This is a genomic window from Cytophaga sp. FL35 (assembly GCF_014349235.1).
Classification (GTDB): Bacteria; Bacteroidota; Bacteroidia; order Flavobacteriales; family Flavobacteriaceae; genus Euzebyella.
Genome location: NZ_JACSOH010000012.1, coordinates 86,494 through 112,079 on the forward strand (window position 1 = coordinate 86,494; position 25,586 = coordinate 112,079).

Consider the following 25,586-nt stretch of genomic DNA (forward strand, 5'->3'; position numbering starts at 1 on the left):
ACTTTGGACAAAAATGAATTCTCCTTCAATCTACTATATTTGCCAATTCACGTATAGTTGAACACCCTTATATCTTAGTTAATGAAAATTAGATTTTTTCTTGTCATATCCTGTCTTATAACAACCGTTTCCATAGCACAAAAAAAACCAGTAGACTATGTAAATCCGTTTATTGGCACCTCTAATTTTGGCACCACTAACCCGGGGCCTATTGCTGTTAGGGGAATGGCCAACGTCTCTCCCTTTAATGTGGCCGGGCCACAAAATTTACCTATGGAGAAGGATAGCCGATGGTTTTCTACACCCTACGTAAATGAGAATCCCTATTTAACGGGGTTTAGTCATGTAAACCTTAGTGGGGTTGGTTGTCCGGAATTGGGAGTAATCATTACCATGCCAACAACTGGAGCTTTGGTTACCGATCACGAGCAATACGGATCTACTTATAGTAATGAGGCTGCAAAACCAGGTTATTATACCAATACCTTAGATAAGTACGGGGTAAAGGTAGAGGCTACGGCAACTACAAGAACGGGGGTAAGTAAATACCATTTCCCCGCAGGGGAGGCTAATGTTCTGTTGAATTTAGGCCTTGGATTGACCAATGAAGAAGGCGCCCAAGTAAAGGTTGTTTCCCCAACCGAAATAGAAGGTATGCGCATGGTTGGTTCTTTTTGTTATTACAAATCAGAAGAAAGCTACCCCATCTATTTTGTGGCACAATTCTCAGAGCCTGCAGAAGAATACGGTGTTTGGAAAAAGCCCCGTAAATATAACGGTCTGGAGTCACAATGGATGGTAACCAATGGCGAAACCCGTGTCAAAAAAGGTTTTAGGCAGGCTGTAGTAGGAGACAGTATAGGTGCGTATATGCGATATAATTTTAAACAACCCAAAACGGTATCCGTTAAAGTGGGGGTGTCCTATGTAAGCATTGAAAATGCACGTGAAAATTTAAAGGTAGAAACGCAGGATAAAGATTTTGAAACCCTATTGGCAGAAGCCCATGATAAATGGAACAAACAGTTGTCTACGATAACAGTTGAGGGCGGAACAGAAGAGGATAAAACCATTTTCTACACGGCATTATACCATACCCAGATCCACCCAAGTACGCTGAACGATGCCAATGGGGAATATCCTAAAATGCAAACCAGGGAAACCCTAAAGACCAAAGACACGCGGTATACTGCCTTTTCACTTTGGGATACTTACCGGAATTACCATCAATTAATGAGTTTGGTGTATCCAAAACAGCAATCAGATATGGTAAAAAGTATGTTACAAGTGTATGATGAGTCTGGTTGGCTGCCCAAATGGGAACTCAATGCTACGGAAACAACCACCATGGTAGGTGATCCGGCGGGTATTGTTCTGGCAGATACCTACCTTAAGGGAATTCAGGATTTTGATATAGAACTTGCCTACGAGGCCATGTTAAAAAGTGCGGAACAGTTAGAAGGGAATCCGTTACGGCCAGGTCTTAAGGATTATATTGAAAAAGGCTACCTCACTACTAAAACTACCAAAAGTGGTTCCGTGTCAACCACGCAGGAATATAATATTTCTGATCATGCCATTGCGCAATTGGCCAAAGCCTTAGGTAAAAAAGAAGATTACAAACGTTTTTCCAAGCGTTCCATTTCCTATAGAAAGTTGTTTGACAAGGAGTTTAATTTACTTCGCCCTAAAAACGATGATGGTAGTTGGCTTACCCCATACAACCCGGAGACCGGAGCTAATTTTGTAAAAAACCTTGGGTTCATAGAAGGAAATGCTTGGCAATACTCCTTTATGGTGGCCCATGATGTAAAAGGTCTTATGAATTTAATGGGAGGTTCAAAATCGTTCACGAATAAATTACAGCAGGTTTTTGACAAAAATCAGTTCGATATGGCCAATGAGCCAGATATCGCTTATCCCTATTTGTTCAATTATGTAAAAGGAGAAACCCAGCGAACGGACCAATTGGTCAGTAAGCTTTTAGAAACGTATTTTAAAAATGAACCAGCAGGTCTGCCCGGAAATGACGATACGGGAACTATGAGTGCATGGGCGGTTTTTAGTATGATGGGAATTTATCCTGTGAGTCCGGCCACACCCATTTACACCATTACCATACCAACCTTTGATACCGTTACCATAAAACTGGACCCATCCTATTATGGAGGTGGAGAATTGGTAATTACAAAGGAATCTTCAAAAGCTGTGAACCTAGAAAGGGAGGTTTTCCTAAACGGAAAAAAGATGAAAACACCATTTATCTCACATGAGGACTTAATCAATGGCAAGCGCTTAACTATCATCAAATAAAAAGGTGATTTTTTAAAGATAAGTAAGGTAACCGGAGCGTATCTTCCTTTTACAAATAGTAAAAACCTTTTGGTTTGTAAATTTTCACTGTCCCAATTGAAAATAACCCCTATTATATGGGCATTTACTACTATTATTTTGTCTTCAAGCCTGCTGTATTAGATTTGATAAAGTTAGTATAACCTTCGCTTAACTTCCTAAGATTTACTATTGGTAAATTTGCAATGTTCGTAATGGATATTACAAGAAGAAATTGAAACGTTGATGTTGAAATCAGCTACGCAATTATCTTTTAGTCAAAAAAAGAAACATACAGATCATCAAAAGGTGCCTTTCCCCCAAATTCAGGCAACCTATAATTTAAATGATCTTACCATAATTTGTTAGTATTTCTTTTTAGTCACCAAAGGTTTTCCGGGAAGGTTTGCTTCCTGGAGAATTCTTTGGAAAAAAATTCCGAAAGCTTCCAAAAAAACATCCCTAAATTGTTTATTCTCCCAATCTATAATTGATTCGGTTGCATTATCTTCCACCTATGAAAGAAGAAGTTGTCCGTTCCAAGGATGTTTTTAAAAGTTGTTTTTTTGTGGGCTGTTTTGGAGTTACCATTGCCATACTTTTAGCTCTGGGCTATTTTTTTCTTTGGCCTTATTAAAAGGTAATATGGTTTTCCAAAAAATCCAGTTCTGCCTTTACGTATTCCTTTTGCATTTGGGTAGCGTCTGAAATACGCAGCACATTTCCGGCTGTCTTTTTATAGGGTTCCCAAAGCGGTACACCCAAACCATTGGGGTCCCCTGTTTTTGCAAAATTGGTCCAATAGGTGGCCATCATTTTTTCTATATCCCTATCCTCAGGTCTCCATGGACGCTCCCAGGTATGCAGGGTATGCAGGACAAAAGGAACTTCCGAAGTATGAAAAGCACCGTAGTTGGGGAAATTGGGTTTATCCGGTGGTACATGGGCAAATTCGTAAACATAGGTGGGCTTAGCATTGTACCCAGCTAACATGTGGGGTGTCATTCCGGCAAATCGTAACATGGTCAATTTGGCCTTTTGTTTTTTTACATCTTCCTCTGCTGCTACAGGAAAAAGCTCTAAAAACGTGGGTGCCTCCTTTCCATAAAGAGAATCAGCCTCCTTCTTGTATTCTTTCACTGTTTGATTAAACTCTCCCATAAAGGAGCCGTCTCCGGTTACCCAACCGGCCATTATGGGCACTTGGTTAAATTTTCCGCTGGCAGTGGCCTTATGTATATCTCTTGGAAGTACATATCCATCTCTGGTCACTTCAAACCTTCCTATACTTTCTTGCTTACTCAATTCCAGAATTTTTTCCGTTGGAAGCGCCCTTAGTTCAGTAAGCGAAGTCACTCCGGCCAAATCCATAAATGACTTTCCTTGCTGCTCTGCCTCTTCCAAACCTTTTTGCAAAGACCCGTTGAACAATCCGCCACTTTGTAATATAGCCTTATGGAACAACCCCTTTGCCAATGGCGATGAGATCAAGGTGTTCACGCTATAGGCTCCTGCAGATTGACCGGCAATGGTTATGTTTTTTGGGTCACCCCCAAACCGATCAATGTTTTTTTGTACCCACTCTAAAGCGGCAATCTGGTCTAAAAAACCGTAATTGCCGGAAGTACCACTATCGGCTTCAGAGCTTAATTCCTCGTGTGCCATAAAGCCAAGTGCGCCCACCCTGTAATTGAGACTAACGAATACAACACCTTTTTTGGCCATTTCCTCACCATCGTAAATGGCACAATTGGCAGAACCGCTTGAGAGTCCGCCCCCATATATCCAAACAAAAACCGGTTGCTTTTCTTCCGCCTCTTGCACACCGGACCATACGTTCAAATAAAGGCAATCTTCACTTAGAGGATCGGGTTGGGCTATAAATTCTTCCGTCCAGCAGTAAAAAGGTTTCGGAGGGTTCTGAATAGGGCTTGGGCCAAATTCCGTCGCTTTTTTTACTCCTTCCCATGAAGATGCTGGCTGCGGAGCTTTCCATCGTAGATCGCCTACCGGAGGCGCTGCAAAAGGAATCCCCTTGAAAATCCTGATATTTCCATCGGCATTTTTATATCCTTCAACCATTCCCTTATCTGTATGCACTATTGTTCTTGGAGTTTCAGGTTTTGTGCAAGCAATAAACAACACAATTAATACCGGAAGCATTGATTTCATGGCTCTTTATATTTCCTATGAAAATAGGTATAAAAATTTGTTAGTACCTTGTGTATGTTCACCTAAATAAGTGACTGCCATGTGTTTTAGTGCCAGAATGAAGGAAAAAGCGGATAAGCTTCAAGAACATTACCAAAAAACCAAGAATGTTGGGCCAAGAGACCCTGGGGAACTCATTCACCATCATGCCAATGGTTTCGCACACCCGCTCATGTGGATCATACCCCAAGAAGAACCCGAGACTTTTACCCCGGCCATGTGGGGCATTATGCCCAGTAATAAATTAGGTGCGGACCGTAAGGAATACTACAAAGAGGCGGTTCGTTTTGGCGCGGGACTTAATGCCAAAAGCGAGAAACTTTTTGACCATTTTATTTACAAGCATCAGGTGTACACCCGGCGTTGTATCATTCCCGTAAACGGATTTTACGAACCTCATACAGCGCCTAAAAAATTTAAGATTCCCTTTTATTTTGAATTGAAAGACCATGAAATCATGAACTTGGCCGGTCTATATAATATTAGCAAAGACGGCTTTGTAACATTTACGGTATTGACCCAAGAAGCAACTCCAATGTTTTCTGAAATTCATAACACCAAAAACAGAAGACCGGTAATTTTAGCCGAGGAGGAAGTGGCGTATTGGCTGGATAACAACTTGGAGCAAGAAGATATTTTGGATGTTATTCAAAACGACCTACAGGATTATCATTTTAACGCCTACCCCATTAGCAAGGACCTTTACAGTCCAAAAGTGGATTCCAATCGGGAAAATATCGTTGATCGAGTGGACTATGCCGAAATGGAGATAGATTATTAATTTCTGCTATTCCAAGGCAAATGCCATTATCTTATTTCCCTTTGGAGTTCCCAGCTTTTCACCCCCACAGGCCAAAACTATATACTGTTTTCCTTCAAATTCATAGGTTGCCGGAGTGGCAAAAGCTGGAGCAGGCAACTGGTATTCCCAAAGTATCTTCCCGGTATAACGATCAAAGGCCCTAAAAAACCCATCTCTGGTACCGGCAATGAGCAGGAGTCCGTTTTCGGTTACAATGGGTCCGCCATAACTTTCGGTCCCCGTACCAATTCCATCTTCCCCGAATTCCGGGGTATTCCCGAAAGGAACGCTCCAGAGAAAATCGCCCGAATTTAAATCAATGGCATGTAATGTACCCCATGGAGGAGCAATTGCCGGCAATCCCTTTGAATCCAAAAACTTATTATATCCCAAATGCTTATAGGGAACTGGGGGGAGGCTGTCCTTTTTAACAATTTCCTCCTCCACGGAGTGCTGAACTTCTTGGTCGTATAAAAAACGTAATAGCGCCTCCATATCATCACCTTTTATTTGTGGAAAGCCCGTCATCATTCCTTTTCCCTGGGTAATAATGGAAGTTACCTCATCTTTGTCCTTTCTAAACTGTAGGTCGATGAGGGAAGGAAAACCACTTGCGGCAGCGCCGCTACGATCGGTTTGGTGGCAGGTTGCACAATTTTGCTGGTAGATTGCCTGCCCTTTGGGCAATCCGGAAGTATTGTTATCTGACTCTCCCATTCTAAGAATCCAGGGCATTTCATTGGAATTTACATAGATAATGCCATTTTCAGGGTCGGCACCGGCTCCGCCCCACTCCGCAGCACCATCATAACCGGGCAATAAAAGTACGGGATCCAAACTGGGAGGGGCATACACTTGGGTGTTCGCCTCTTTAAAAACCTCTAATAACTCTTCCTTATTTTCCGAAAACGGACTCATATCGTCCTCCGTGAGCGAATTTGATCGTCGCGCGAAAGGCTTCGGTTTTACAGGAAAGGGTTGGGTGGGCGACGTTTTTTCACCCTCCAGGGTGGAAGCGGGAACGGGTCGCTCTTCAATCTCAAAAAGTGAATCGCCAGTTCTTCGGTCAAAAACAAACACATAACCCTGTTTGGTCACTTGCGCCACCGCCGGAATTTTTTCACCATCCCTTTCTACCGTAATTAGATTGGGGGGCGCTGGTGGGTCACGATCCCAAATATCGTGATGGGTAAACTGAAAGTGCCATAATTTTTCACCTGTATTGGCATTTAATGCCACTAGAGAATTTGCAAAAAGATTGTTTCCCGGCCTTACACCGCCGTAAAAATCTGGTGCAGCGGAACCGGTAGGCACATATATGATCTCCAATTCTTCATCAACCGCCATTCCTGACCAATTGTTGGCGGCACCTACGATTTCGCTTTCTCTTATTCGGGTATTTCCCCATGTTTCCGAACCCTCTTCACCTACATCTGGTATGGTTTTAAAACTCCACTCATGCTTTCCCGTCACAACATTAAAAGCCATTACGTCTCCCAAAGCGGCACCGGCTCCCTCAGAAACCCTTAAAGACATTATAATAAGGTCTTTGTAGATCGTTCCCGGGGTATTGGATATCAAAAACTTGCTTTGTTCACTCTCCGGAAGTCCCTTACGCATGTCAACTTTGCCGTTATTGCCAAAGGTTAAAATCGGTTCACCTGTCAAGGCGTTGAGGGCGATGAGGTCAGAACCTCTCGTACAAAGAATGCGTTGATCAGTGTCCTTTTTCCAATAGGAAAGGCCCCGACTGGTAGAATGCCAGACTTTTACTGAATCTCCATATTGCCAAATTTCTTTTCCGGTTCCCGCATGTAAGGCTACGACGCGCAAGGCAGCGGTTACCCCATAGACCATACTATCTACGACCAACGGATTCATTTGCATTTGCCCCCAATCCTGTGCCTCGTAGGTCCAGGCCACTTTCAATTCATGAACATTTTTTGGGGTAATCTGGGATAGGGTGGTAAAATGGTTCCTTCCGGGATCCCCAAGATAAGAAGACCATGTTTGGTAGTGTTCTTTTGAAACTTCCTTTGAAGCTGGTTTTTTACATGAGGTGAACAGCAGCAAAAAGCACGAGCCTAAAGCCAATGGAATACTTATTTTTCTAGAATACATGGTTGAGTTGTAGTATTCTTAAAAGTAACTAAAAAATTAAAAATTGAATTAGTCTATTTTAATTCTTGGTAAAAAGCTCGTAGATGTATTGCTTTTCCTTAAGCGTGAATTTCTTATGCTGAAACCAATCGTGAGCTTCAATCTTTTTGTTCTCAATTTGCGCTTGCCGAATGGCGTCCAGAGAAACCAAGTGCCAATGGATTCCGCGCTGTCTATAGACCGAATAGCCCACATCTTCCATAATATAAGATGGTTTGGGGTCGTTTACCAGGCGCACATCATTTTTTAAAATGGCCAAGGTTTTGGTCAATTTTACCACCACGGAAAAAGTGTAACGTTTAAAGTCATCAAACCCGTCTTGGGTTACATTGTAAACTTTATCTCCAACTTCTAAAGGTCTCATAGGCTAAAGACCCACAAAATTAAAAAGGCTTCTTTTTTTCGCTAAGTTTTGTTGCTTTTCTTATTAACAAATACATTTTAAAACTAATGAAAGTACCGCTGAAGTATGTGGTTAACGGATGATTTATAAGAAGTACCGAACAAATTAAGGTGCACCAAGAGATAATACAGTTGATATATTTCGCAACGCTCTTTTTCGCCTGTTTCTTTCGGAATTATTTCATGATAAGCATCATAGAACCGTTCTTCAAATCCGCCAAACAATCTGGTCATGGCCAAATCCACCTCATTGTGACCTGCATAGACGGCCGGGTCAATGAGATACGGTTGCCCATTGGAAGCAATTAAAAAATTGCCGCTCCACAAATCCCCATGTAATAGGGAAGGTTTGATATTGGGAAATAAATTAGTACACCTGCTAAAAAGCTTCGATTCTGCCGGAATTTCAGCCGCATTCAATCTACCAGAATCCATGGCCATTTTTAATTGTGGTTGTAACCTTTCCTGCACATAAAAATCCACCCAATTATCAGACTTTTTGTTGAATTGTGGTAAACTACCAATAAAATTATCCCGTTCAAAACCAAAGGTCTTGTTGTCACCCATCTTATGCAGTGCGGCCAATTGAAATCCTAAATTTTCAAAGTCAACGATATTGGGCGTTTTTCGGTCAATATATTCCAGGATCAAAAGGGCTCCGTTATCGGTTCTGTTGCAGGTCAAAACTTGAGGAACGCCAATAGTGTTGCTTGCTTTGAGGGCCTTCAACCCTTCTATTTCTGCCTGGAACATATCAAAAGCGTTCTTGGACCGTTGTACTTTGCAAAAAAAGCGTTCGCTTTCGGTTTCAATAAGGTAAGCTTGTGAAATATCTCCACCCGAAATAGCTCGAGTAGTTAAAATCTTAATACAGAGGAGGTATTCAATTTGTTCTTTTAGGGCATTATCCATACGAAAAGAAAGATAGGCATCGGTCTTCATAGGAAAAAATTATACGTGTTTTTTCGCTATTTTAGAAGAATCAACCCATAACTACCAACCATGTCTCAACTAGCAGATAACGTCTCCAAACGCTTATTTTCCCTTGATGTATTTCGCGGACTCACCATGTTTTTGCTCATCGCAGAAGCGGCCGGTTTTCACCATTATTTTTCGGAATGGGCAGAGGGTGGCATTTTCGAAGGAATTGCCCATCAATTGCACCATCACCCATGGAACGGGCTCCGGTTTTGGGACCTGATACAGCCCTTTTTTATGTTTATAGTGGGTGTTGCCATGCCATTTTCCCTAAGAAAACGATTGGCTAAAGGAGACCGTAAAAGTGTAAACAAACACATCCTTAGACGCTGTTTTCTGTTGTTCGCTTTTGGGGCGCTCCTACATTGTGTGTACAGCTATGAACTGGTGTGGGAGCTTTGGAACGTACTAGTGCAATTGGCCTTTACCATTTTAATTGCCTACGCTATCATGCATCTGCCCAATAAAACCCAAATAGGGATTTCTGTTGGGCTTTTATTACTGACGGAAGTGCTTTACCGGGCTTACAATCCTGAGGCGCCCTATGCCCAAGGTCATGACAGTTTTGGGTCTTTTGTGGATCAATTGGTTATGGGCCAAGTAAACGGCGGGTACTGGGTGTTCGTCAATTTTATTCCTACAGCTGCACATACCATTTGGGGGGTGGTCTGTGGAAAATTGTTGTTGGAACATCTTCCTGAAAAAGAAAAAATAAGACAATTCGTTATTTGGGGAAGTATTGTTTTAGTGTTAGGATTTGCTTTGGATTTATTAGGAATTACTCCCATCGTAAAGCGAATTGCTACCACTTCTTTCACATTGGCTTCTGGTGGTATTGCCATTCTTACGTTGGCCTTTTTTTACTGGGCCATTGATGTTCGTAACCATCACCCGAAATGGCTCAGAATATTTTCGGTGGTAGGTACCAACTCCATTTTTATCTATTTGTTCGCCGAAACTGTAGGTGCACAATGGTTCAGGGGTTTCGGCAAGATTTGGGTCAGCGGGCTTTTATCTCCTTTGGGAGTGCCTGAACCTGCCATAATGGTTTGGAGTTCACTTGCGGTACTCTTTATCTTTTGGTACATTACCTACTTTTTAGACCAACACAAAATCTATTTTAAGGTGTAGCACCTGCAACCCAATCAATATCAAATTCATGAAAATCAAATCCGGTCTTATTCTTTTATCGTTTTTTACTTTAATCTTGATTGCCTGTGGCGTTCAAAAATCCAATACCACTGAAGATGGATGGGTTCATCTTTTTAATGGGAAAAATCTGGATGGTTGGACCACTAAAATCCACCATTACGAAACCGGGGACAATCATGGCGATACTTTTCGAGCGGAAGACGGAATCATTAAAGTTCGTTATGATCAATACGAAGGGGATTTTAACGACCGTTTTGGGCATTTATATTTTGATACGCCCTACTCCCATTTTCATCTTTCGATGGAATACCGATTTGTGGGCGAATTACATCCAGGAGCGCCCTCCTATACACTATTAAATAGCGGGGTTATGTACCATTCACAAGATCCCCGAACCATGCTGAAAGAACAGGACTGGCCAATATCCGTAGAAATGCAATTTTTAGCAGGTATAGAGGAAGGAGTGGACCGACCAACAGGAAATATGTGCAGCCCAGGAACGGACATAGATTTTCAAGGGGAACAATATCCAGGCCACTGTTTAAATTCTACTTCGGAGACTTTGTATGGGGACCAATGGGTGAAAGCGGAATTAATAGTTTATGGCGACTCCCTAGTTCAACATATCATCAACGGAAAAAAAGTGTTGGAATACACCAAACCTAGGGTGGGTGGCGATGTAGCCAACCGTTACGACCCAAAATATAAAATTGACGGTACGCCTCTTACACAAGGTATGATTGCCCTACAGAGTGAAGGACAGCCTATAGATTTCAGAAATATTAAGATCAAGAACCTTAAAAAGTAAAAAAGAAGAGAAATAATTTTAACGTAATTTTGTCGTTACGTTTACGACAAATGTTGTAATTTTATTTAAAAGTTCCTTATGGCAACGGCGTTTAAATTATTTGAATCTAAAAACGGGGATTTTTCTTATGACTGGAATGATGATAAGCGGTCTTATTTGCTTATCAAATTGGTTAGGGAGGGCATTCCTTACAGTGATTTCAACAAGGTTTTAAATATGGCTCCTTTTGGTTCGCAAGAGTGGGCCAATTTCCTGAATATATCCGTTAGGACCTTGGAAAGACACCGAGAAGAAAACAAGATTTTCCGTCAAGAACAAAGCGAAAGAATACTTTCCATATATCAATTACTTAATTATGGCAAGGCGGTCTTTGGTCACCAAGAAAACTTTTTTGAATGGCTGGGCTCTGAAAGTATTGCGCTCGGCGGTATCAAACCCAAAGAACTTTTAGATACCAGTATTGGTATTCACATGGTAAAAGATGAACTGGGCCGTCTTGAACATGGAGTATTGGCATGATAGTCTATAGGCTGGGCAAGGAGAAGTACAAAAATGACCTTTCTGGCATTGGCGCCGAAAAATTTGGCGGCCGTTGGAACAGCAAAGGGGTACGAATGGTTTATACTTCGCAATCAAGGGCCTTGGCCAATTTGGAGGTCGCGGTACATTTAACTTTAAAACTGGTTCCCAAGGATTATTATTTGACTTCCATAGAAATTCCTGATGAGCTTATACATGACTATCCAGAAAAAAAACTTCAAGGTAAAAACTGGAAAACCCACCCACCATCTTCATTTACACAACTAGAAGGGGATAAATTTATAAGGACTGGTAACATACTGGCCATGAAAGTACCCTCGGCCATTGTACAAGGGGATTATAATTTTTTGATCAATCCGTTACATTCAGACATCCATAAAATCAAAGTGCTTTCCTCCGAACTGTTTTCTTTTGATAAGCGCTTATTTAGGCCATAAATGGTGGATTTAAAATTTACCTTGATGGATAAATTTGAATTTGCAAACCAAGCTATTTGTATTTTGTGGAACAATATTTGATTGGTTTTCAATACATTTATATTACGTTTTGTAATCCCTGACTTTACTTTTCTTAACACGCGGTCCGAAAACAGTTAGAATTTACAGTATCCCATAAATTTTTAGGCCAGCTTCTTTTTTAAACTATATTCCAAATTCAAATGCGACACATCTTAAGATTTTCAGTTTTTTTATTTTCAACTATCTCCATGTATTCTCAAAAACTGGACACTTTGGTAGACATTGGAGGATATAAAATGCACTTTAAAATAATGCTGGGGGAGGGAACCCCTATTCTTTTTGAGGCTGGGGCCGGCAATGATGCTTCCGTTTGGAACGAAGTTTTGGAAAAAACCTATAAAGTTACCGGAACCACATTACTTTCTTATGACAGGTCTGGTTTTGGGCAAAGTGAATTAAACCCCAACCTAAGTAAAGATGCGGATTTTGGTATACAAAATGGAATAAAGGAATTGGAAGTAGGCCTTTCAAAATTAGGGTTCGATAAGGAAATAATTCTGGTTTCACATTCTTATGGAGGATTATATAATTTGCTATACGCCCGCAAATATCCCCAAAAAGTAAAATCAATTATTTTAATAGATGCCACGCCTAGCGATTTTTGGAACGAAGAATTGCTTGCTATAAGGAATCAAAACGTAGACATAAGTTCCATACCAAAACCTTCAGGTGATTATTACTTGAATACCAATTACAACGAAACCATGCGCTATGTAAGGGGCATGAATTTCCCAGAAGACATCCCTATTTTAAACATTTTTCCAGAAAATTCCTTCCCGGGCTTTCCCGAGATGCTTTCAAATAGATGGAGAAAACTTCACGATGAGCTTGGCACTCAAAAGGATTATGTAACCAATATAGTGGCTCGCGGAAGCGGTCATGCCGTATTTCAAGATAATCTGGATTTAGTGGTTAACGCAATTGCAAAAGCGTATTCAAAAACACTGAGCAAAGAGAAACAAAATGCCCTGTTACAAAACGTTCTGGATAACGCCATCGTATCATCTATTGAAACTAGGACAAAAAATCGTTCAGAGCAGGATTTGAACAATTTAGGGTATACGCTTCTGGGAAATGAAGAATTGGATAAGGCTTTAGAAGTTTTTAAAATAGCTACCATTCTATTTCCAGAAAGCTTCAATACATATGATAGCTACGGCGAAGCCCTAATGAAATCAAATCGAAAATCGGAGGCCATAGAGATGTATGAGAAATCTATTGAACTGAACCCCAATAATGAAAACGGAAAGCAAATATTAAAGCAATTGAAAGATTAAAAATAGGGATGCAAAACGGCCATTTTTTAACCGATTTAGGAAAGTTCAAACCACTTTGTACATTATTTGGAATGAAGGATAAACGACTACTCCTCATACAGCTCAATAGGCAAATCATCGGGGTCTGCAAAAAAGGTAAATCGCTTGCCCGTAAATTCATCCGTACGAATGTCCTCAACTTCCACCTCTAGTTTTTCCAAGCGCGACTTTTCTTTCTCAACATCTTCCACTCCAAAAGCCAAATGCCGCAAGCCCATTGCTTCAGGCCTTGAAGGTCTTTTTGGTGGATTTGGAAAAGAAAACAGTTCTATGATGTATTCCCCGTTAAGCGCTAAATCCAACTTGAAAGATTGGCGTTCCTCACGATAGACTTCCCGAATGATATCTAAACCTAGCACCTCAGTATAGAAAGCCTTTGATTTCTCATAATCGGAACAAATAATAGCGATGTGGTGTACTTTTTTCAGTCCCATCCTTTTATTTTAAATCTTCGGGATATTTTCCAGCCGTAGTCCACCCACCATCCACAGGAATGGTTTGCCCGTTAATGTGATCCGCTTCCTCAGATAGTAGAAAGAGGCAGGTATTGGCAATATCTTCAGGTTTCCCCACACGCCCATTTGGATTCAGTTGCCCCCAAATACCTTCATAATCCGGTTGTTCCTGTTGGGTGCGCTCCGTGAGGGTAGCACCGGGAGCTACCACATTTATATTCACTCTATACGTATCCAATTCATAAGCCAAGTTAACGGCCATCATTCGCAATGCCGCTTTGGTCATGGCATAGGTCGTCAAATTTCGATAAGCCCTAATTCCTACTTGAGAGGAAATAAGCACTACCTTTCCCGTATGTTTATGGGCAATCATTTTTTTGACAGCTTTTTGAACCAAGAAAAAGGCGCCCTGTAAATTCAGTTGAACCACTTTATTGAAAGACTCTGGAGAAAACTCCAAAAAATCACCAAAAAGCGTAATTCCGGCATTGGGCACCACAAAGTGAATGCTCCCGAATTCGGAAACGGTATAATCGATGAGTTGATCCAAAAAGTTTACATCTCCCGCATCCCCAGCAAAGGGACTACATTTTCCAGGCCCGATGTTGTTTATCTCCGCAGCTGCTTTTTTACTTGTCTCCGTATCCAAATCATTGAGAACAACATTCGCCCCTTGTTTGACCAAAGCTTTAGAAATGGCAAAACCTATACCTTCTCCTGCACCGGTCACAATTGCTGTCTTACCTTTAATTCCCGTGTAGGCCATTATTCTGTTTTAAATAGGTTAATGGATGTTCCTTTTACTTTAGTCCTAAATGTAAATAGCCCGCCACTTTTAGGGTATTTATCGAGCTCCTCTACAGTCATGCCACTTCGGGCCGTGGTGATAAAAAGGGTATCCAAGTTTTCTCCTCCAAAACAACAGGAAGTCACTTGAGGGGCATCCACTTCTATTTCTTCCAAAACCTCTCCATCTTTTGGATTCCAACGTCTAATACAATTTCCTCCCCAATGGGCAATCCACAGCATGTCTTCTTCGTCTATACACATTCCATCGGCACCGCCCATTTCCTTCGGGACTTCAAAGGCGATAGTACGGTTAAGCAAATTGCCGGATGCCATATCAAAATCGAAGCGATAAATACGATATTCCTCCGTATCGCTGAAATAGAAGGTTTTTTGGTCCTTGGTCCATGCCATTCCGTTGGAAATAGTGGTGTTTGGCACCTGGGTGTCAGTTTCCCAGTTACTAGATATCCGATACAAATTTCCGCTTCCCGGCTCGAACTCTTTGTGCATACTCCCGATGTAAAAATGTCCATTGGGCCCCACTTTACCATCATTATAACGCATTTTTGGATTGGTATTCTTCAACACTTTATGAGAAGTGATGTTTCCCGATTGAATGTCAAAGGTTGACAGTCCCTCCTCCAAAGCCAATAAAAGGTTACCATCCGCTTTAAGTACGGCAGCTCCGGCCATGGACGCTAGTTCCCACATCTGATGATTCTTCCTTTTAGGGTTATAGTTATGAAGTTTTTTTCCTTCAATATCCACCCAATACAAAGTTTGGCATTCGGCATCCCAAATAGGACCTTCGCCCAGGGTACACTGCGAATCCAATAGGAGCTGGGCTTTGTTGGTTTTAGTAGTTTTCATTCCGATGTATTCCTTGAGAAAGTTACGGAAATTTAGACCAAACTACTTTTCCTTTACGAAATCCTTTCGCAATCTGATATTACTATCGGGCACCTTATTGATTAAAGTTTTTTTACCATCTTTTTTAATAAGGTCAAAAGCATCGTACAAAGAGCCCATAGGAGTATAGGCGCCATAAGTGATCGTATCTTGGGAAACGGAAATTATCTGAAACAACTGCGTGAACTCGCCACGGCGAACCATCCAACCTTGATCTTGGGATTCATACATTTTTGGCCCACTTACTGATACGGCATAAACCGTTCCGGCGTCTTTAACCACCGTTAGGCCCTGTCCCTCATTTTTTTCATAACCCCGAGCATAGGTGTGGTCATGGCCTTGTAGCACCAAATCCACTCCATATTTGTCAATCAAAGGTTTTAGAGCTTCCCTTAACTCTTTGTTATCGCGGCCTTTAGCAGTTGAAAATATAGGGTAGTGCATGGTAATGGCCGTCCATTTCTTTTTGTTGTTTTTTAAAACAGAGTCCAACCATTTTACTTGAGACAATCTAGCTTCTTCATGTTCGTCAAAACCTTCGGCATCAATGGAAATAAGTTTCATGTTTTCATACTCTACTGCATAACATGTTTCCTTCAAGGCTTCTGTTGGTCCGTTTTCCGGCAGTGTAAATTGTGGCCTCCACAGCGAAGAAAGCTCTCCATCCCTATATTCATGGTTACCGGGAGTCATGATACTAGGTACGGTCGCATGAATAAATCCTCCCGCATAAAACCACTCCCCCCATTCCATGTTCGCATCGCGGTCATTAATGAGGTCCCCGGCATGGAGCATAAAATCCACATTTGGATATTGTTTGTATGAATTACGGATTACCCTTGACCATAGTGATTTCACATTGTTCTGTGCATCCCCAAAATAGATAAAACTAAAAGGTCTGTCTCCTTTCGCACTGGCAGTGCTAAACTGGAACCACTCGCTCCAATAGCCGTTTTCTTGATCTCCGCTTCCCACTCGATATATATAAACGGTTTCGGGCTCCAGACCTGTCACCAAAGCAGAGTGAAAATTGGCTTTAACAAGCGGCTCCCTCCTATTTTGGTTTTCAAAAATTTGAGTGTTGGCCGTAATGGTCTTGATGTCGCCTAAAAGAAACTCAGGGCCATCGGTAGCTTTCGCAATTTCAACCAGTCCTTTTGATATTTCCTGATTGGTTCTCCAATTGACCCCAAAGCTACTTGAAGGGTCTACAGATAAATTGGTAATGATACGATCTGGTGTTCTTGAGGGAAAAAGTAATTTATGGTCCAAAATGGTATCTGTCTGTCCGTAATGACTATGAACTCCCATTCCGTGGTCGTGTTCTTGAGAATGTATAGTTAGTTGCGCCAATAATGCGAAAAAGAGGAAAACAAAATTTTTCATTTCTATTTTATAGGTTTTGGTAAACAGCTGTTGTCTTTTGGTTTAGTATCTTGACATTTGGTAAAACTACAAAGTTCGCAAAGCAAGGGGTTATGGAATATTGATTTTATTGTAAAGAAATTTATCAATTGGGGGATTTGACCTTTGAACTGTGAAAAACAGGGCGAATCAAGAAGTATTTGCTTGCTAACTAAAGAGTTGATTGTAAAAATTACAAAAAGCCCTATTTATAAATCCTTATTATTTAAATTTTAAAATAGAGTTTTTGGGATTTGATAATTAATAAAAACTTAAGGTCTACTATTTTAGGGTCCTTTAATTTATGAACTAATTTTACCGTAACTTATTCACTATTTATCATACCGCTCCTAGGTATATTAATTTAAATTAAGCGCACTACATGGTTCAAAAGGGCATTGAGGCACAAAGATTAGCCGTACCTGACAACTATCGAAATTGGAAAAAATGGGGACCCTATTTGGCGGACAGGCAGTGGGGAACCGTACGTGAAGATTATAGTGAATACGGGCATGCCTGGGATTTTATTAACCATGAAAAAGCGCGTAGTAATGCATACCGCTGGGGAGAGGAAGGAATAGCTGGATTTTGTGATTCTCGCGAAATTCTGTGTTTGGCGCCCGCTTTTTGGAATGGCAAGGACCCAATTTTAAAGGAACGTTTGTACGGCCTCACCAACAATCAGGGAAACCACGGAGAGGATGTAAAGGAACTCTATTATCACCAAGAATCCACTCCCACCCATTCTTATTGTAAGTTTTTGTATAAGTATCCGCAAAATGAATTTCCCTATGAAGAACTAATAAAAAAGAACCAGCGAAGTAGGGAAGAACCTGAATATGAACTATTAGATTCAGCCATATTTAAGGACAATGCTTATTTTGATTGCTATATAGAATATGCGAAGGCAGATGTAAACGACATCCTCATGAAAATAACCGTGATAAATCGCGGAAAGAAACCTGCAAATATTCATGTATTGCCACACCTCTGGTTCCGTAATTTTTGGAAACACAACAATAGATTTTCTAGGCCAGCTATTACCTCTTCTGGTTCCAATAGCGTTGAATCCAGAAGCACCAGAAATGGTAGGTATTATTTGTATCATCAAGGAGGGAAGCAGCTTTTTTGTGAAAACGAAACCAACAATAAAAAGATCTATGATTCAGAAAACGAAACGCCCTTTGTAAAGGATGGTATTAATGACCGCGTAGTCAATAGAAAGAGAAAAACGGTGAACCAGGATAAAACCGGTTCTAAATTCGCCGTTTGGCATAAACTAAGGCTGCGGCCGGGACAAGAAAAATCCATTAAGGTGAGACTTTCAAAAAAGAAGGTGCTAAAGCCTTGGGAAGATTTTGACGACATTGTAAATCAAAGACAGCGGGAGTGCCAAGAATTCTATAATGAAACCTTGCAGTCTCACCTCCCTGTAGCACACAAGCACATTGCCCAAAGAGCTTTTTCCGGGCTTCTGTGGACCAAACAGTTTTACTACTATGATGTTTATAAATGGCTATTTGGCGGGCCGGGAGAATTAAAACCCTATCGCTCAAACCCCAGAAATTTCAGCTGGCAGCACTTGACCAACAGGCACGTTATCTCTATGCCAGACAAGTGGGAATATCCTTGGTACGCCGCATGGGACCTTGCTTTTCACACTGCGGCCTTTGCGGAAATAGACCCCTATTTTGCCAAGGAACAGCTATTATTGGTACTTAGGGAAAGCTATATGCACCCTAATGGACAAATTCCCGCATATGAATGGAATTTTAGTGATGTAAACCCTCCTGTTCACTCTTGGGCAGTTTGGACGGTCTATGAAAAAGAAAAAAAACTAAAGGGGAAGGGCGACTTTAAATTTTTGGAAAAGGCCTTTCAGAAGTTAATGGTGAATTTCACTTGGTGGGTAAACCAAAAGGACAAGCACGGAACCGATTTGTTTGAGGGCGGTTTTTTAGGTTTGGACAACATTGGGGTTTTTGACCGAAACCATATGCCCCCAGGGATTACCAGAATGCAACAGGCAGATGCCACTAGCTGGATGGCCATGTTTACCATCAATATGTTGCGCATGTCTTTGGAACTAGCGGAAGAAAACGATGCTTATGAAGAGGCTGCTGCAAAATTTTTCAGGCATTTCCTAAACATTGCCTGGGCCATGCACCACATTGGGCAAAAGGATATTTCCCTTTGGGACGATAAGGATAATTTTTATTACGATGTGGTAGAAATGTCCAGCGGAACCTCGCATCGCTTAAAAGTTAGGTCCCTAGTGGGAATCATTCCTATGTTCGCTGTAGAAGTAATACATAAGGATCTTTTTAAAAACCTTAAGGAATTTAATGCCAGAGTGGCAAAAATTGTGCTCACCAGGCCCGATCTGGCTTCGCTCATATCAAGGATTGAAGAAATGAACGAAAACGGCAATTACCTTTTTGCCATTATGCGAGGTTTTAGGTTGGAGCATTTACTCAAGCGCCTTTTGGACGAGAATGAATTCCTCTCCGATTATGGTATTAGATCCCTATCCAAATACCATAAAGAAAACCCCTATGTTTTTGACCATCATGGCCATCATACCATCTCCTATGAATCTGGTGAAAGCCGCTCCAATATGTTTGGAGGCAATAGTAACTGGAGAGGACCTATTTGGATGCCCCTCAATTATATGATCGTACAGTCCCTTAGAAAATACTACACCTTCTACGGGCCTACCTATGTTTACGAATTTCCAACAGGATCCGGTAAAAAACTGAACCTGAACCAAATTGCCAATGAGATTACCCAGCGCTTGGTACGTCTTTTTGAACGAAATGAAGAAGGTAAATACCAATACCATTCAAGTGACCCACTTCACCTTTATACCAAAGACCCCCATTTTAAAGATGAACATCTCTTTTATGAGTTTTTTGATGGGGATTCCGGCAAAGGTTTAGGGGCTTCCCATCAAACGGGATGGACGGCCCTGATTGCCAATTTAATCATGGAAATGGAAGAAAACGAGTAGCGTATCAGTTGATGGTTTGAACCATGAACCTGCTTTACAATTGCGTTTGTTACCAATAATCCAAATAGCGAAGTTTATTTCAAAATATTGAAATAATCATTTTCATTGGCCAATAATTCTGTGGCAGAAGTAATGGCTTCGTCATTGTTTAGATAGTAATCATACAATCCTTCCCTGTAGAAATAACGCTTGACGATTTCATCTTCCAACTTACTTTTTATTTCCTTTTTATAGTCCTCCAAAGCAGCGATTTTGCTTTGCTCTATATCTTGGAGAAGGGCTACAAAATCGCTTTCTATGGTGGGATTAAAGATTACCTCCTCACGATCGGTCATAGCAGCCTTTAGCGTTTTTTCCGTTTTAGTCTCAAAGGAAAAATCACTTTTGGAAACATAGTTTTTAAAATCTTGATAGTCCGCCTCGGAAAAAGTAAAATCCTCCATATTTGCTACCGAATGATTGTAATAATAATCCGTTGCATAATCGAAAATAATATGGTTGTTCAAAAGGGCAATGGTCAATTCATTTGCTTTCGCCGATGTAATCTCCACATCTGGTAGAACACCTCCACCATCTTGAACTTTGCGGCCGTTGCGCGTGGTAAAATCGTTGAATTTAGTTTTCTTCACCGCATTGCCGTCTTCATCCCTATTCCAATAGTCCAAGGATTGTATACACCTACCGGAAGGTGTGTAATAACGGCTAATGGTCACCTTTAACTGTGTACCATAAGTAAGTTTTAAGGGCCTTTGCACCAACCCTTTACCAAAACTTCTGGCACCCATGATTACCGCCCGATCTAAGTCTTGTAATCCCCCGGATACAATTTCACTGGCCGATGCACTGCTGCCATTTACAAGAACTACCAACGGTATTTCTGTATCTACAGGCTGATTTTTTGTGCGGTATTCCCTATTGAATTTTTTAACCTTGGATTTTGTCGTTACGATCAACTCCCCTTTTTCCACAAATAGATTGGTAACATTGATAGCTTCAGAGAGTAAGCCACCTGGATTGCTGCGTAAATCTAGAATGATTTTCTCCGCCCCTTTCGCTTTTAAGTCTTCCAAAGCGGATTCTGTTTGGCTAGATGCCTTAGCATTGAACTTAGCCAAGACTATGTATCCCGTTTTATCGTTTATCATCTTGTAATAGGGAACAGCATCCACCTCAACGGCACCACGTGTGATCACCGCAGTTTTTGTTTCGCCCTGTCTATTGAACGTTACCTCAACAGATGTATCATTGGCTCCTTTAAGCAACTCACTGGCGTTATCGTGAAATTTGGCAACATCTATGTCGCCAATTTTTAAAATCTCATCTCCGGCCTTTAGACCGGCCTTATCTGCGGGGTAGCCCTTATAAGGCTCAACTATCAGCAATTTGTCGTCAAAAGAACGCACCAATGCCCCAATACCAGAGTACTCACCGGCATTGTTGATTCTGTAGGTCTCCACATCCTGTTCGTTCAAAAACTTGGTGTAGGGATCCAAATCATCCAACATGTTCTTAATGGCTGTATCCATTAATTCTGCGGGATTGGTCTCATCTACATAATTCATGTTCAACTCCTTGAACAAGGTGGTGAAAATCTCAATCTGCTTGGCAATTTCAAAAAAATCGCTTTTTACAAATCCTGTTCCCACTACAAATACGGATAAAGCGAATAGGGGAATGAGTATTCTTTTTTTTGTTGAAGCCTTCATTCTTAAAATGGTATTTTGAAGAAATTATGTTTGGTTCCTTACTGCCCTTGAAATGCCACTTTTTTACACCTATTAATTAACCTTTGATTCTACCTTCTGCATCCAGAAATTTGACCAATATCTTTTTCATGGCATGCTCAGTTTCCTTAAAGTTAGGCATCTTTTTCCCAAGGTATAAAAATAGAAACGCAAAAGACCCTTCACTATTGTTAAAAACTTGGTGTTTGTTTAAACGGTAGCCTTCCCGCATTAACCTTTTTACCCTATTGCGTTCGACGGCCGATTTTATATTCCTTTTTGAAACCGCCACGGTCGCCTGAAATTTGACGTTTTTTGGCAGTGCTGTCTTGTAATAGAAAAGTTTAATGGGAAAATTGGTGATAGACCTGCCATTGGCAAAAAGCTCTTCAATTAACTTTTTGCTTTTAAGCTTTTCGGTTCTGGGATATTTAAAATCCTTTTGGCTCAATGGTTATCTTATTCAGTAAAGCCACTGTTCACCTGTAAAGGAAACAATGGCTTTTTAATTATGGTTCGATGGTAAAAAAGCAGCGCTTACTCCCCTTTTTGCCAAACGTTGTTTTCTTGGTCAATATCTGCCATTAACTGTGATGGGTCTATCATAACCGCTTTTATGTTTTCCATAGGCTTGTTAATGGTAAAACTATAGGTTGGGTATGCCCAAGGCCAGTCCTCCAGTATCGTTCTGGTAAATTGAGGGTAGGGGTTTTCCTTTTCTCCCCTCATCATACGAAGGGGCGCATAAAAAGTTTCTTGGGAACCGTCTTCAAAAACTACCAAAATATCCAATGGCATTGGCATTAAACCTTTTCTTTCCAAGTTTACCTCTGTTTTGCCGTCTACGCCCTCCAATCCGGTAATGGCATAATCGATGGTATTGGTTGTTTGGGTCCAATCCGTTAAATACCAATCCAGTTCCATACCAGATACCTTCTCTGCAATACGCTTAACATCGTTGGGAGTAGGATGCTTGAACTTAAATTCTTCATAGTATTTTCGCACCGTCTCCATCAATTTATCCTGCCCAATAATATAACCCAATTGAGAAAGGAAAATAGAACCTTTACTATAGGCGGCAATTCCATATGCGAAATTTAAATGATAACGATCGGCATGGGTTGTTTGTGGTTGCTCTTTTCCAGAACCTACTAAGTTGTAATAACCTCTATAGGAGCCTTCAAACGGGTTTTGCTTGTTTTCCTTCATAACCTCGTTCATTGCCAAACTTGAAATAAAGGTAGTAAAGCCTTCATCCATCCATTCATGTTTAGATTCGTTGGTTGCCAAAACATGCTGAAACCACGAGTGGGCCATTTCATGGGCGGTTACGCCTACTAAACTTCCAAATTTTCGCTCACCGGTAATCAATGTAGACATGGCATATTCCATACCTCCGTCTCCTCCTTGAATTACGGAGTATTGATCATAGGGATATTCTCCAATATTCTTACTGAAAAATTTCATCAACTCGGCCGTTTTTGGCTGAAGCTTCTTCCAATTGTCAATAATATCCTTATTGTCCTTATATAAAAAGTGGAGCATAGGTCCGTTCTCCACTTGTAGGGTATCATGTAAATAATCCGGATCTGCCGCCCACATAAAATCATGAACCTTGGGGGCCTTAAAATGCCATGTCAAGGTTTTTCCTTTTTGCTTTTTCACTTTGGTCCCCGGAGTCTCATACCCATGACCTACCTCTTGTGGGTTTTGTAAATAACCGCTACCGCCTACAGTATAATTTTTGTCTATGGTCAATTTAACATCAAAATCTCCCCAAACTCCATGAAACTCCCTAGCAATATAGGGGTCTGCATGCCAGCCTTCAAAATCATACTCCGCCAATTTTGGATACCATTGGCTCATAGAGAGTGCAACCCCTTCTTCACTATTTCTACCGGACCTACGCACCTGTAAGGGAACCTGCCCCCTAAATACCATATCAAAAGTGGTCTTTCCTCCAGGAGGTATAGGCTTGGCCAACTCAACTACCAAAACCGTACCTTCTTCTTGAAAATCTACTTTCTCGCCGTCCTGAAGCAAGGAAGTAGCGTGCAAGTAACCCATTTCCTCATCGGAAAGCGATGCTATCCTACTCTTCTTTTCTTGCGTCATCATCCTGCCGTCTGGATCTTGAATATTTTGTAGTCTAATATCCATCTCGCTTCCTGGCTGAAAAGCATTAAAATAAAGGTGGTAATATACTCTAGAAAGTTCCTCCGGTGAGTTATTGGTGTAAACCAGTTTCTGTGTACCGGTGTATTGATAGTTATCTACATTCATGGTGACCTCCATGGTATAGTCTACATGTTGTTGCCAATAGGAAGAACTTTGCGCGGCAACAATGGAGGTAACTAGCAAACAGAAGGCACTAAGAATTTTTAAAATCGAATGCATATAAAAAGTATAAAATTGCCCCAGCACATCCTGGGGCCTTGTTATTAAAGTTTTAATTTTCCGGAAGCCACCTTGTCTGCCATAATCAATGCATTATAGGCATTAACCATGGTACCGGCCTTTGAGATTTCCTCCAAGTTACCCGTCTTTGCGCTGTCTCCCGCAAGAATAACTTTTGCTCTGGGGGTCAATCCAGATTCCAAGATAATTTTCTTTACCTGAGGGGCCGTTAGTTTAGGGTATTGTGAACGAATCAAAGCCGCAACACCGGCAACTGCTGGTGCAGCCATTGAGGTTCCTCCTTGAAAGTCGTATTCATCACCGGGCATGGTAGAATAAATCTCGTCGCCAGGGGCAAAGACATCTACATTTACTTTTCCATAGTTGGAAAAGGTTGCTACCATCTCGGAACCGTATTTTGGGGCCAAGGCTCCCACCGTAATCACATTATCTGACATTTCTGGGCCATTGTTGACCTGGTCATTAGGAAAGTTAGGGTTGGCAGGGTCATCCAAATCCTCGCCAGAGTTACCCGCTGCATGCACGAAAAGCACGTCCTTGTCTGCGGCGTATTTAATAGCGTCATACACCCATTGTGCGTTTGGGGAGTAGCTTTTACCAAAACTACCATTGATAATCTTTGCTCCGTTATCAACCGCATATCTGATACCCAAAGCAATATCCTTATCATATTCGTCACCGTTAGGTACCGCACGAATGCTCATAATCTGTACATTGTTCGCCACACCATTGGCTCCTAATCCATTGTTTCTTTCCGCAGCAATGATTCCTGCAACATGTGTACCGTGACTTTCGTCCTTGGAACGACTTTGAGGGTTGCCATCACCATAATCCGTATCATTGATATCATATGGGTCATCACCTACAATTTCCCTACCGTTAAAATCAACGTTGTAGTTATAATTGGCCTGATCTGAAAAATAGTTGATGCCTTCCTCAATTTGCTCCATTACCTCTGGAATGGAATCTTCATAGGTCAGCATTTGGGTAAGGATACCAACATTTTGCTGCATATTTGGATCCGTGGATTTTATACTTGCCAAATCCTTTGCATTGTACGATTCTTTGCCCAATTCCTTTTTCACCGCTGCATCGGCATTTTTTACAGCTTGGAATATTTGCTCATACTGCTGTTTCTGCTGTAGTGCCTTGTTATATTCCCCTTCTACTTCGGCCTTTGCCTTAGACTGCAAAGCAGCATCTCCCAATTTTAATCGAACAATTCTAGCTACCTCCAGTTGTTCATTGTAAGAATCTCCTAGGAAGTTGTAGCCGTGAATGTCATCTATATAACCATTTTTATCGTTGTCAATACCATCACCTGGCTTTTCATCTTTATTGGTCCAAAGTACACCGTCAAGGTCCTCATGTTCCAAATCCATTCCTGAATCTAACACGGCAACAATGACAGTTTCTCCTTTTTTGTTTTTTATGATTTCGGCGTAGGCCTTATCAACACTCATACCGGGAATGGTATCTGAAACCAAATCCAGATGCCCCCAATTCCTTTTTTCCGCATCGGATAAATCCGAAATTTTAAGGGGAGTAGTGTCTATATTTTCAATAGGGGTGGAAACCAAATTGGTAGCTCCGCATCCTACTAGTAAGGATGCCATGGTAAATCCTAGTACGGATTTTGATAAAACTCTAGTCATATAG

At 41.2% G+C, this 25,586-nt stretch carries 20 protein-coding genes; 8 read left to right on the forward strand and 12 right to left on the reverse strand.

What is annotated here, in order from left to right:
- The first annotated feature begins 81 nt into the window (after positions 1 to 81).
- Complete coding sequence (locus BIZ36_RS11465; protein ID WP_187458046.1) at positions 82 to 2,313, forward strand: GH92 family glycosyl hydrolase; 2,232 nt, start codon at positions 82 to 84, stop codon at positions 2,311 to 2,313.
- 651 nt (positions 2,314 to 2,964) lie between these two features.
- Here BIZ36_RS11465 and BIZ36_RS11470 read toward each other — a convergent pair.
- Positions 2,965 to 4,503, reverse strand: coding sequence for a carboxylesterase/lipase family protein (locus tag BIZ36_RS11470; protein ID WP_187458047.1), 1,539 nt, complete (start codon positions 4,501 to 4,503; stop codon positions 2,965 to 2,967).
- Between the two features lie 79 nt (positions 4,504 to 4,582).
- On the opposite strand from BIZ36_RS11470, the gene BIZ36_RS11475 reads away from it, so the two are divergent.
- Complete coding sequence (locus BIZ36_RS11475; RefSeq protein WP_187458048.1) at positions 4,583 to 5,323, forward strand: SOS response-associated peptidase; 741 nt, start codon at positions 4,583 to 4,585, stop codon at positions 5,321 to 5,323.
- 6 nt (positions 5,324 to 5,329) lie between these two features.
- Here BIZ36_RS11475 and BIZ36_RS11480 read toward each other — a convergent pair whose 3' ends face one another.
- The 3 genes from BIZ36_RS11480 to BIZ36_RS11490 form a co-directional block, all read right to left on the reverse strand.
- A complete protein-coding gene (locus tag BIZ36_RS11480) occupies positions 5,330 to 7,465 on the reverse strand; it encodes an outer membrane protein assembly factor BamB family protein (RefSeq protein ID WP_187458049.1) in 2,136 nt (711 codons plus the stop codon).
- Positions 7,466 to 7,523: 58 nt separating this feature from the next.
- The gene (locus BIZ36_RS11485; protein WP_187458050.1) at positions 7,524 to 7,868 is read right to left on the reverse strand and encodes a pyruvate kinase; all 345 of its coding nucleotides are present in this window, start codon (positions 7,866 to 7,868) and stop codon (positions 7,524 to 7,526) included.
- A gap of 83 nt (positions 7,869 to 7,951) precedes the next feature.
- Positions 7,952 to 8,848 carry a fructosamine kinase family protein gene (locus BIZ36_RS11490; protein WP_222937359.1) on the reverse strand — a complete coding sequence of 299 codons (897 nt, stop codon included), beginning with the start codon at positions 8,846 to 8,848 and terminating at the stop codon, positions 7,952 to 7,954.
- A gap of 60 nt (positions 8,849 to 8,908) precedes the next feature.
- Between BIZ36_RS11490 and BIZ36_RS11495 the strand changes: the two genes are divergently transcribed.
- The 5 genes from BIZ36_RS11495 to BIZ36_RS11515 all read left to right on the forward strand — a co-directional run bounded on the left by BIZ36_RS11495 (position 8,909) and on the right by BIZ36_RS11515 (position 13,179).
- Positions 8,909 to 10,015, forward strand: a complete 1,107-nt coding sequence (locus BIZ36_RS11495) for an acyltransferase family protein (RefSeq protein WP_187458051.1) — start codon at positions 8,909 to 8,911, stop codon at positions 10,013 to 10,015.
- Between the two features lie 28 nt (positions 10,016 to 10,043).
- Positions 10,044 to 10,844 carry a 3-keto-disaccharide hydrolase gene (locus BIZ36_RS11500; protein WP_187458052.1) on the forward strand — a complete coding sequence of 267 codons (801 nt, stop codon included), beginning with the start codon at positions 10,044 to 10,046 and terminating at the stop codon, positions 10,842 to 10,844.
- Between the two features lie 78 nt (positions 10,845 to 10,922).
- Complete coding sequence (locus BIZ36_RS11505; RefSeq protein ID WP_187458053.1) at positions 10,923 to 11,363, forward strand: Xre family toxin-antitoxin system antitoxin; 441 nt, start codon at positions 10,923 to 10,925, stop codon at positions 11,361 to 11,363.
- Positions 11,360 to 11,821 carry an RES family NAD+ phosphorylase gene (locus tag BIZ36_RS11510; RefSeq protein ID WP_187458054.1) on the forward strand — a complete coding sequence of 154 codons (462 nt, stop codon included), beginning with the start codon at positions 11,360 to 11,362 and terminating at the stop codon, positions 11,819 to 11,821. Before BIZ36_RS11505 ends, BIZ36_RS11510 begins: the two co-directional genes overlap by 4 nt.
- 269 nt (positions 11,822 to 12,090) lie before the next feature.
- Positions 12,091 to 13,179 (forward strand): alpha/beta hydrolase, encoded by a 1,089-nt coding sequence (locus BIZ36_RS11515; RefSeq protein ID WP_187458055.1) that lies wholly within the window; start codon positions 12,091 to 12,093, stop codon positions 13,177 to 13,179.
- Between the two features lie 86 nt (positions 13,180 to 13,265).
- On the opposite strand, the gene gloA2 is transcribed toward BIZ36_RS11515, so the two are convergent.
- From gloA2 to BIZ36_RS11535, 4 genes are read right to left on the reverse strand one after another with little or no spacing between them, the layout of a single operon-like run.
- On the reverse strand, positions 13,266 to 13,652 hold the full coding sequence (gene gloA2, locus BIZ36_RS11520; protein WP_187458056.1) for an SMU1112c/YaeR family gloxylase I-like metalloprotein: 387 nt from the start codon (positions 13,650 to 13,652) through the stop codon (positions 13,266 to 13,268).
- Between the two features lie 4 nt (positions 13,653 to 13,656).
- Positions 13,657 to 14,439, reverse strand: coding sequence for an SDR family NAD(P)-dependent oxidoreductase (locus tag BIZ36_RS11525; protein WP_187458057.1), 783 nt, complete (start codon positions 14,437 to 14,439; stop codon positions 13,657 to 13,659).
- Positions 14,439 to 15,332 (reverse strand): SMP-30/gluconolactonase/LRE family protein, encoded by an 894-nt coding sequence (locus tag BIZ36_RS11530; protein WP_187458058.1) that lies wholly within the window; start codon positions 15,330 to 15,332, stop codon positions 14,439 to 14,441. The genes BIZ36_RS11525 and BIZ36_RS11530 overlap by 1 nt, the downstream gene beginning before the upstream one ends.
- 42 nt (positions 15,333 to 15,374) lie before the next feature.
- A complete protein-coding gene (locus tag BIZ36_RS11535; protein ID WP_187458059.1) occupies positions 15,375 to 16,757 on the reverse strand; it encodes a purple acid phosphatase family protein in 1,383 nt (460 codons plus the stop codon).
- Positions 16,758 to 17,157: 400 nt separating this feature from the next.
- Here BIZ36_RS11535 and BIZ36_RS11540 point away from each other — a divergent pair, with 400 nt between their 5' ends.
- Entirely contained in the window at positions 17,158 to 19,785 is a 2,628-nt protein-coding gene (locus tag BIZ36_RS11540; protein ID WP_187458060.1) for an MGH1-like glycoside hydrolase domain-containing protein, read from the forward strand.
- A gap of 74 nt (positions 19,786 to 19,859) precedes the next feature.
- Here BIZ36_RS11540 and BIZ36_RS11545 read toward each other — a convergent pair whose 3' ends face one another.
- The 4 genes from BIZ36_RS11545 to BIZ36_RS11560 form a co-directional block, all read right to left on the reverse strand.
- Positions 19,860 to 21,491, reverse strand: a complete 1,632-nt coding sequence (locus BIZ36_RS11545; protein ID WP_187458061.1) for a S41 family peptidase — start codon at positions 21,489 to 21,491, stop codon at positions 19,860 to 19,862.
- 76 nt (positions 21,492 to 21,567) lie between these two features.
- Entirely contained in the window at positions 21,568 to 21,960 is a 393-nt protein-coding gene (gene rnpA / locus BIZ36_RS11550) for a ribonuclease P protein component (RefSeq protein ID WP_187458062.1), read from the reverse strand.
- Between the two features lie 86 nt (positions 21,961 to 22,046).
- Positions 22,047 to 23,906 carry a M1 family metallopeptidase gene (locus BIZ36_RS11555; RefSeq protein WP_187458063.1) on the reverse strand — a complete coding sequence of 620 codons (1,860 nt, stop codon included), beginning with the start codon at positions 23,904 to 23,906 and terminating at the stop codon, positions 22,047 to 22,049.
- 44 nt (positions 23,907 to 23,950) lie between these two features.
- Complete coding sequence (locus BIZ36_RS11560) at positions 23,951 to 25,582, reverse strand: S8 family peptidase (protein WP_187458064.1); 1,632 nt, start codon at positions 25,580 to 25,582, stop codon at positions 23,951 to 23,953.
- Positions 25,583 to 25,586: the final 4 nt, after the last annotated feature.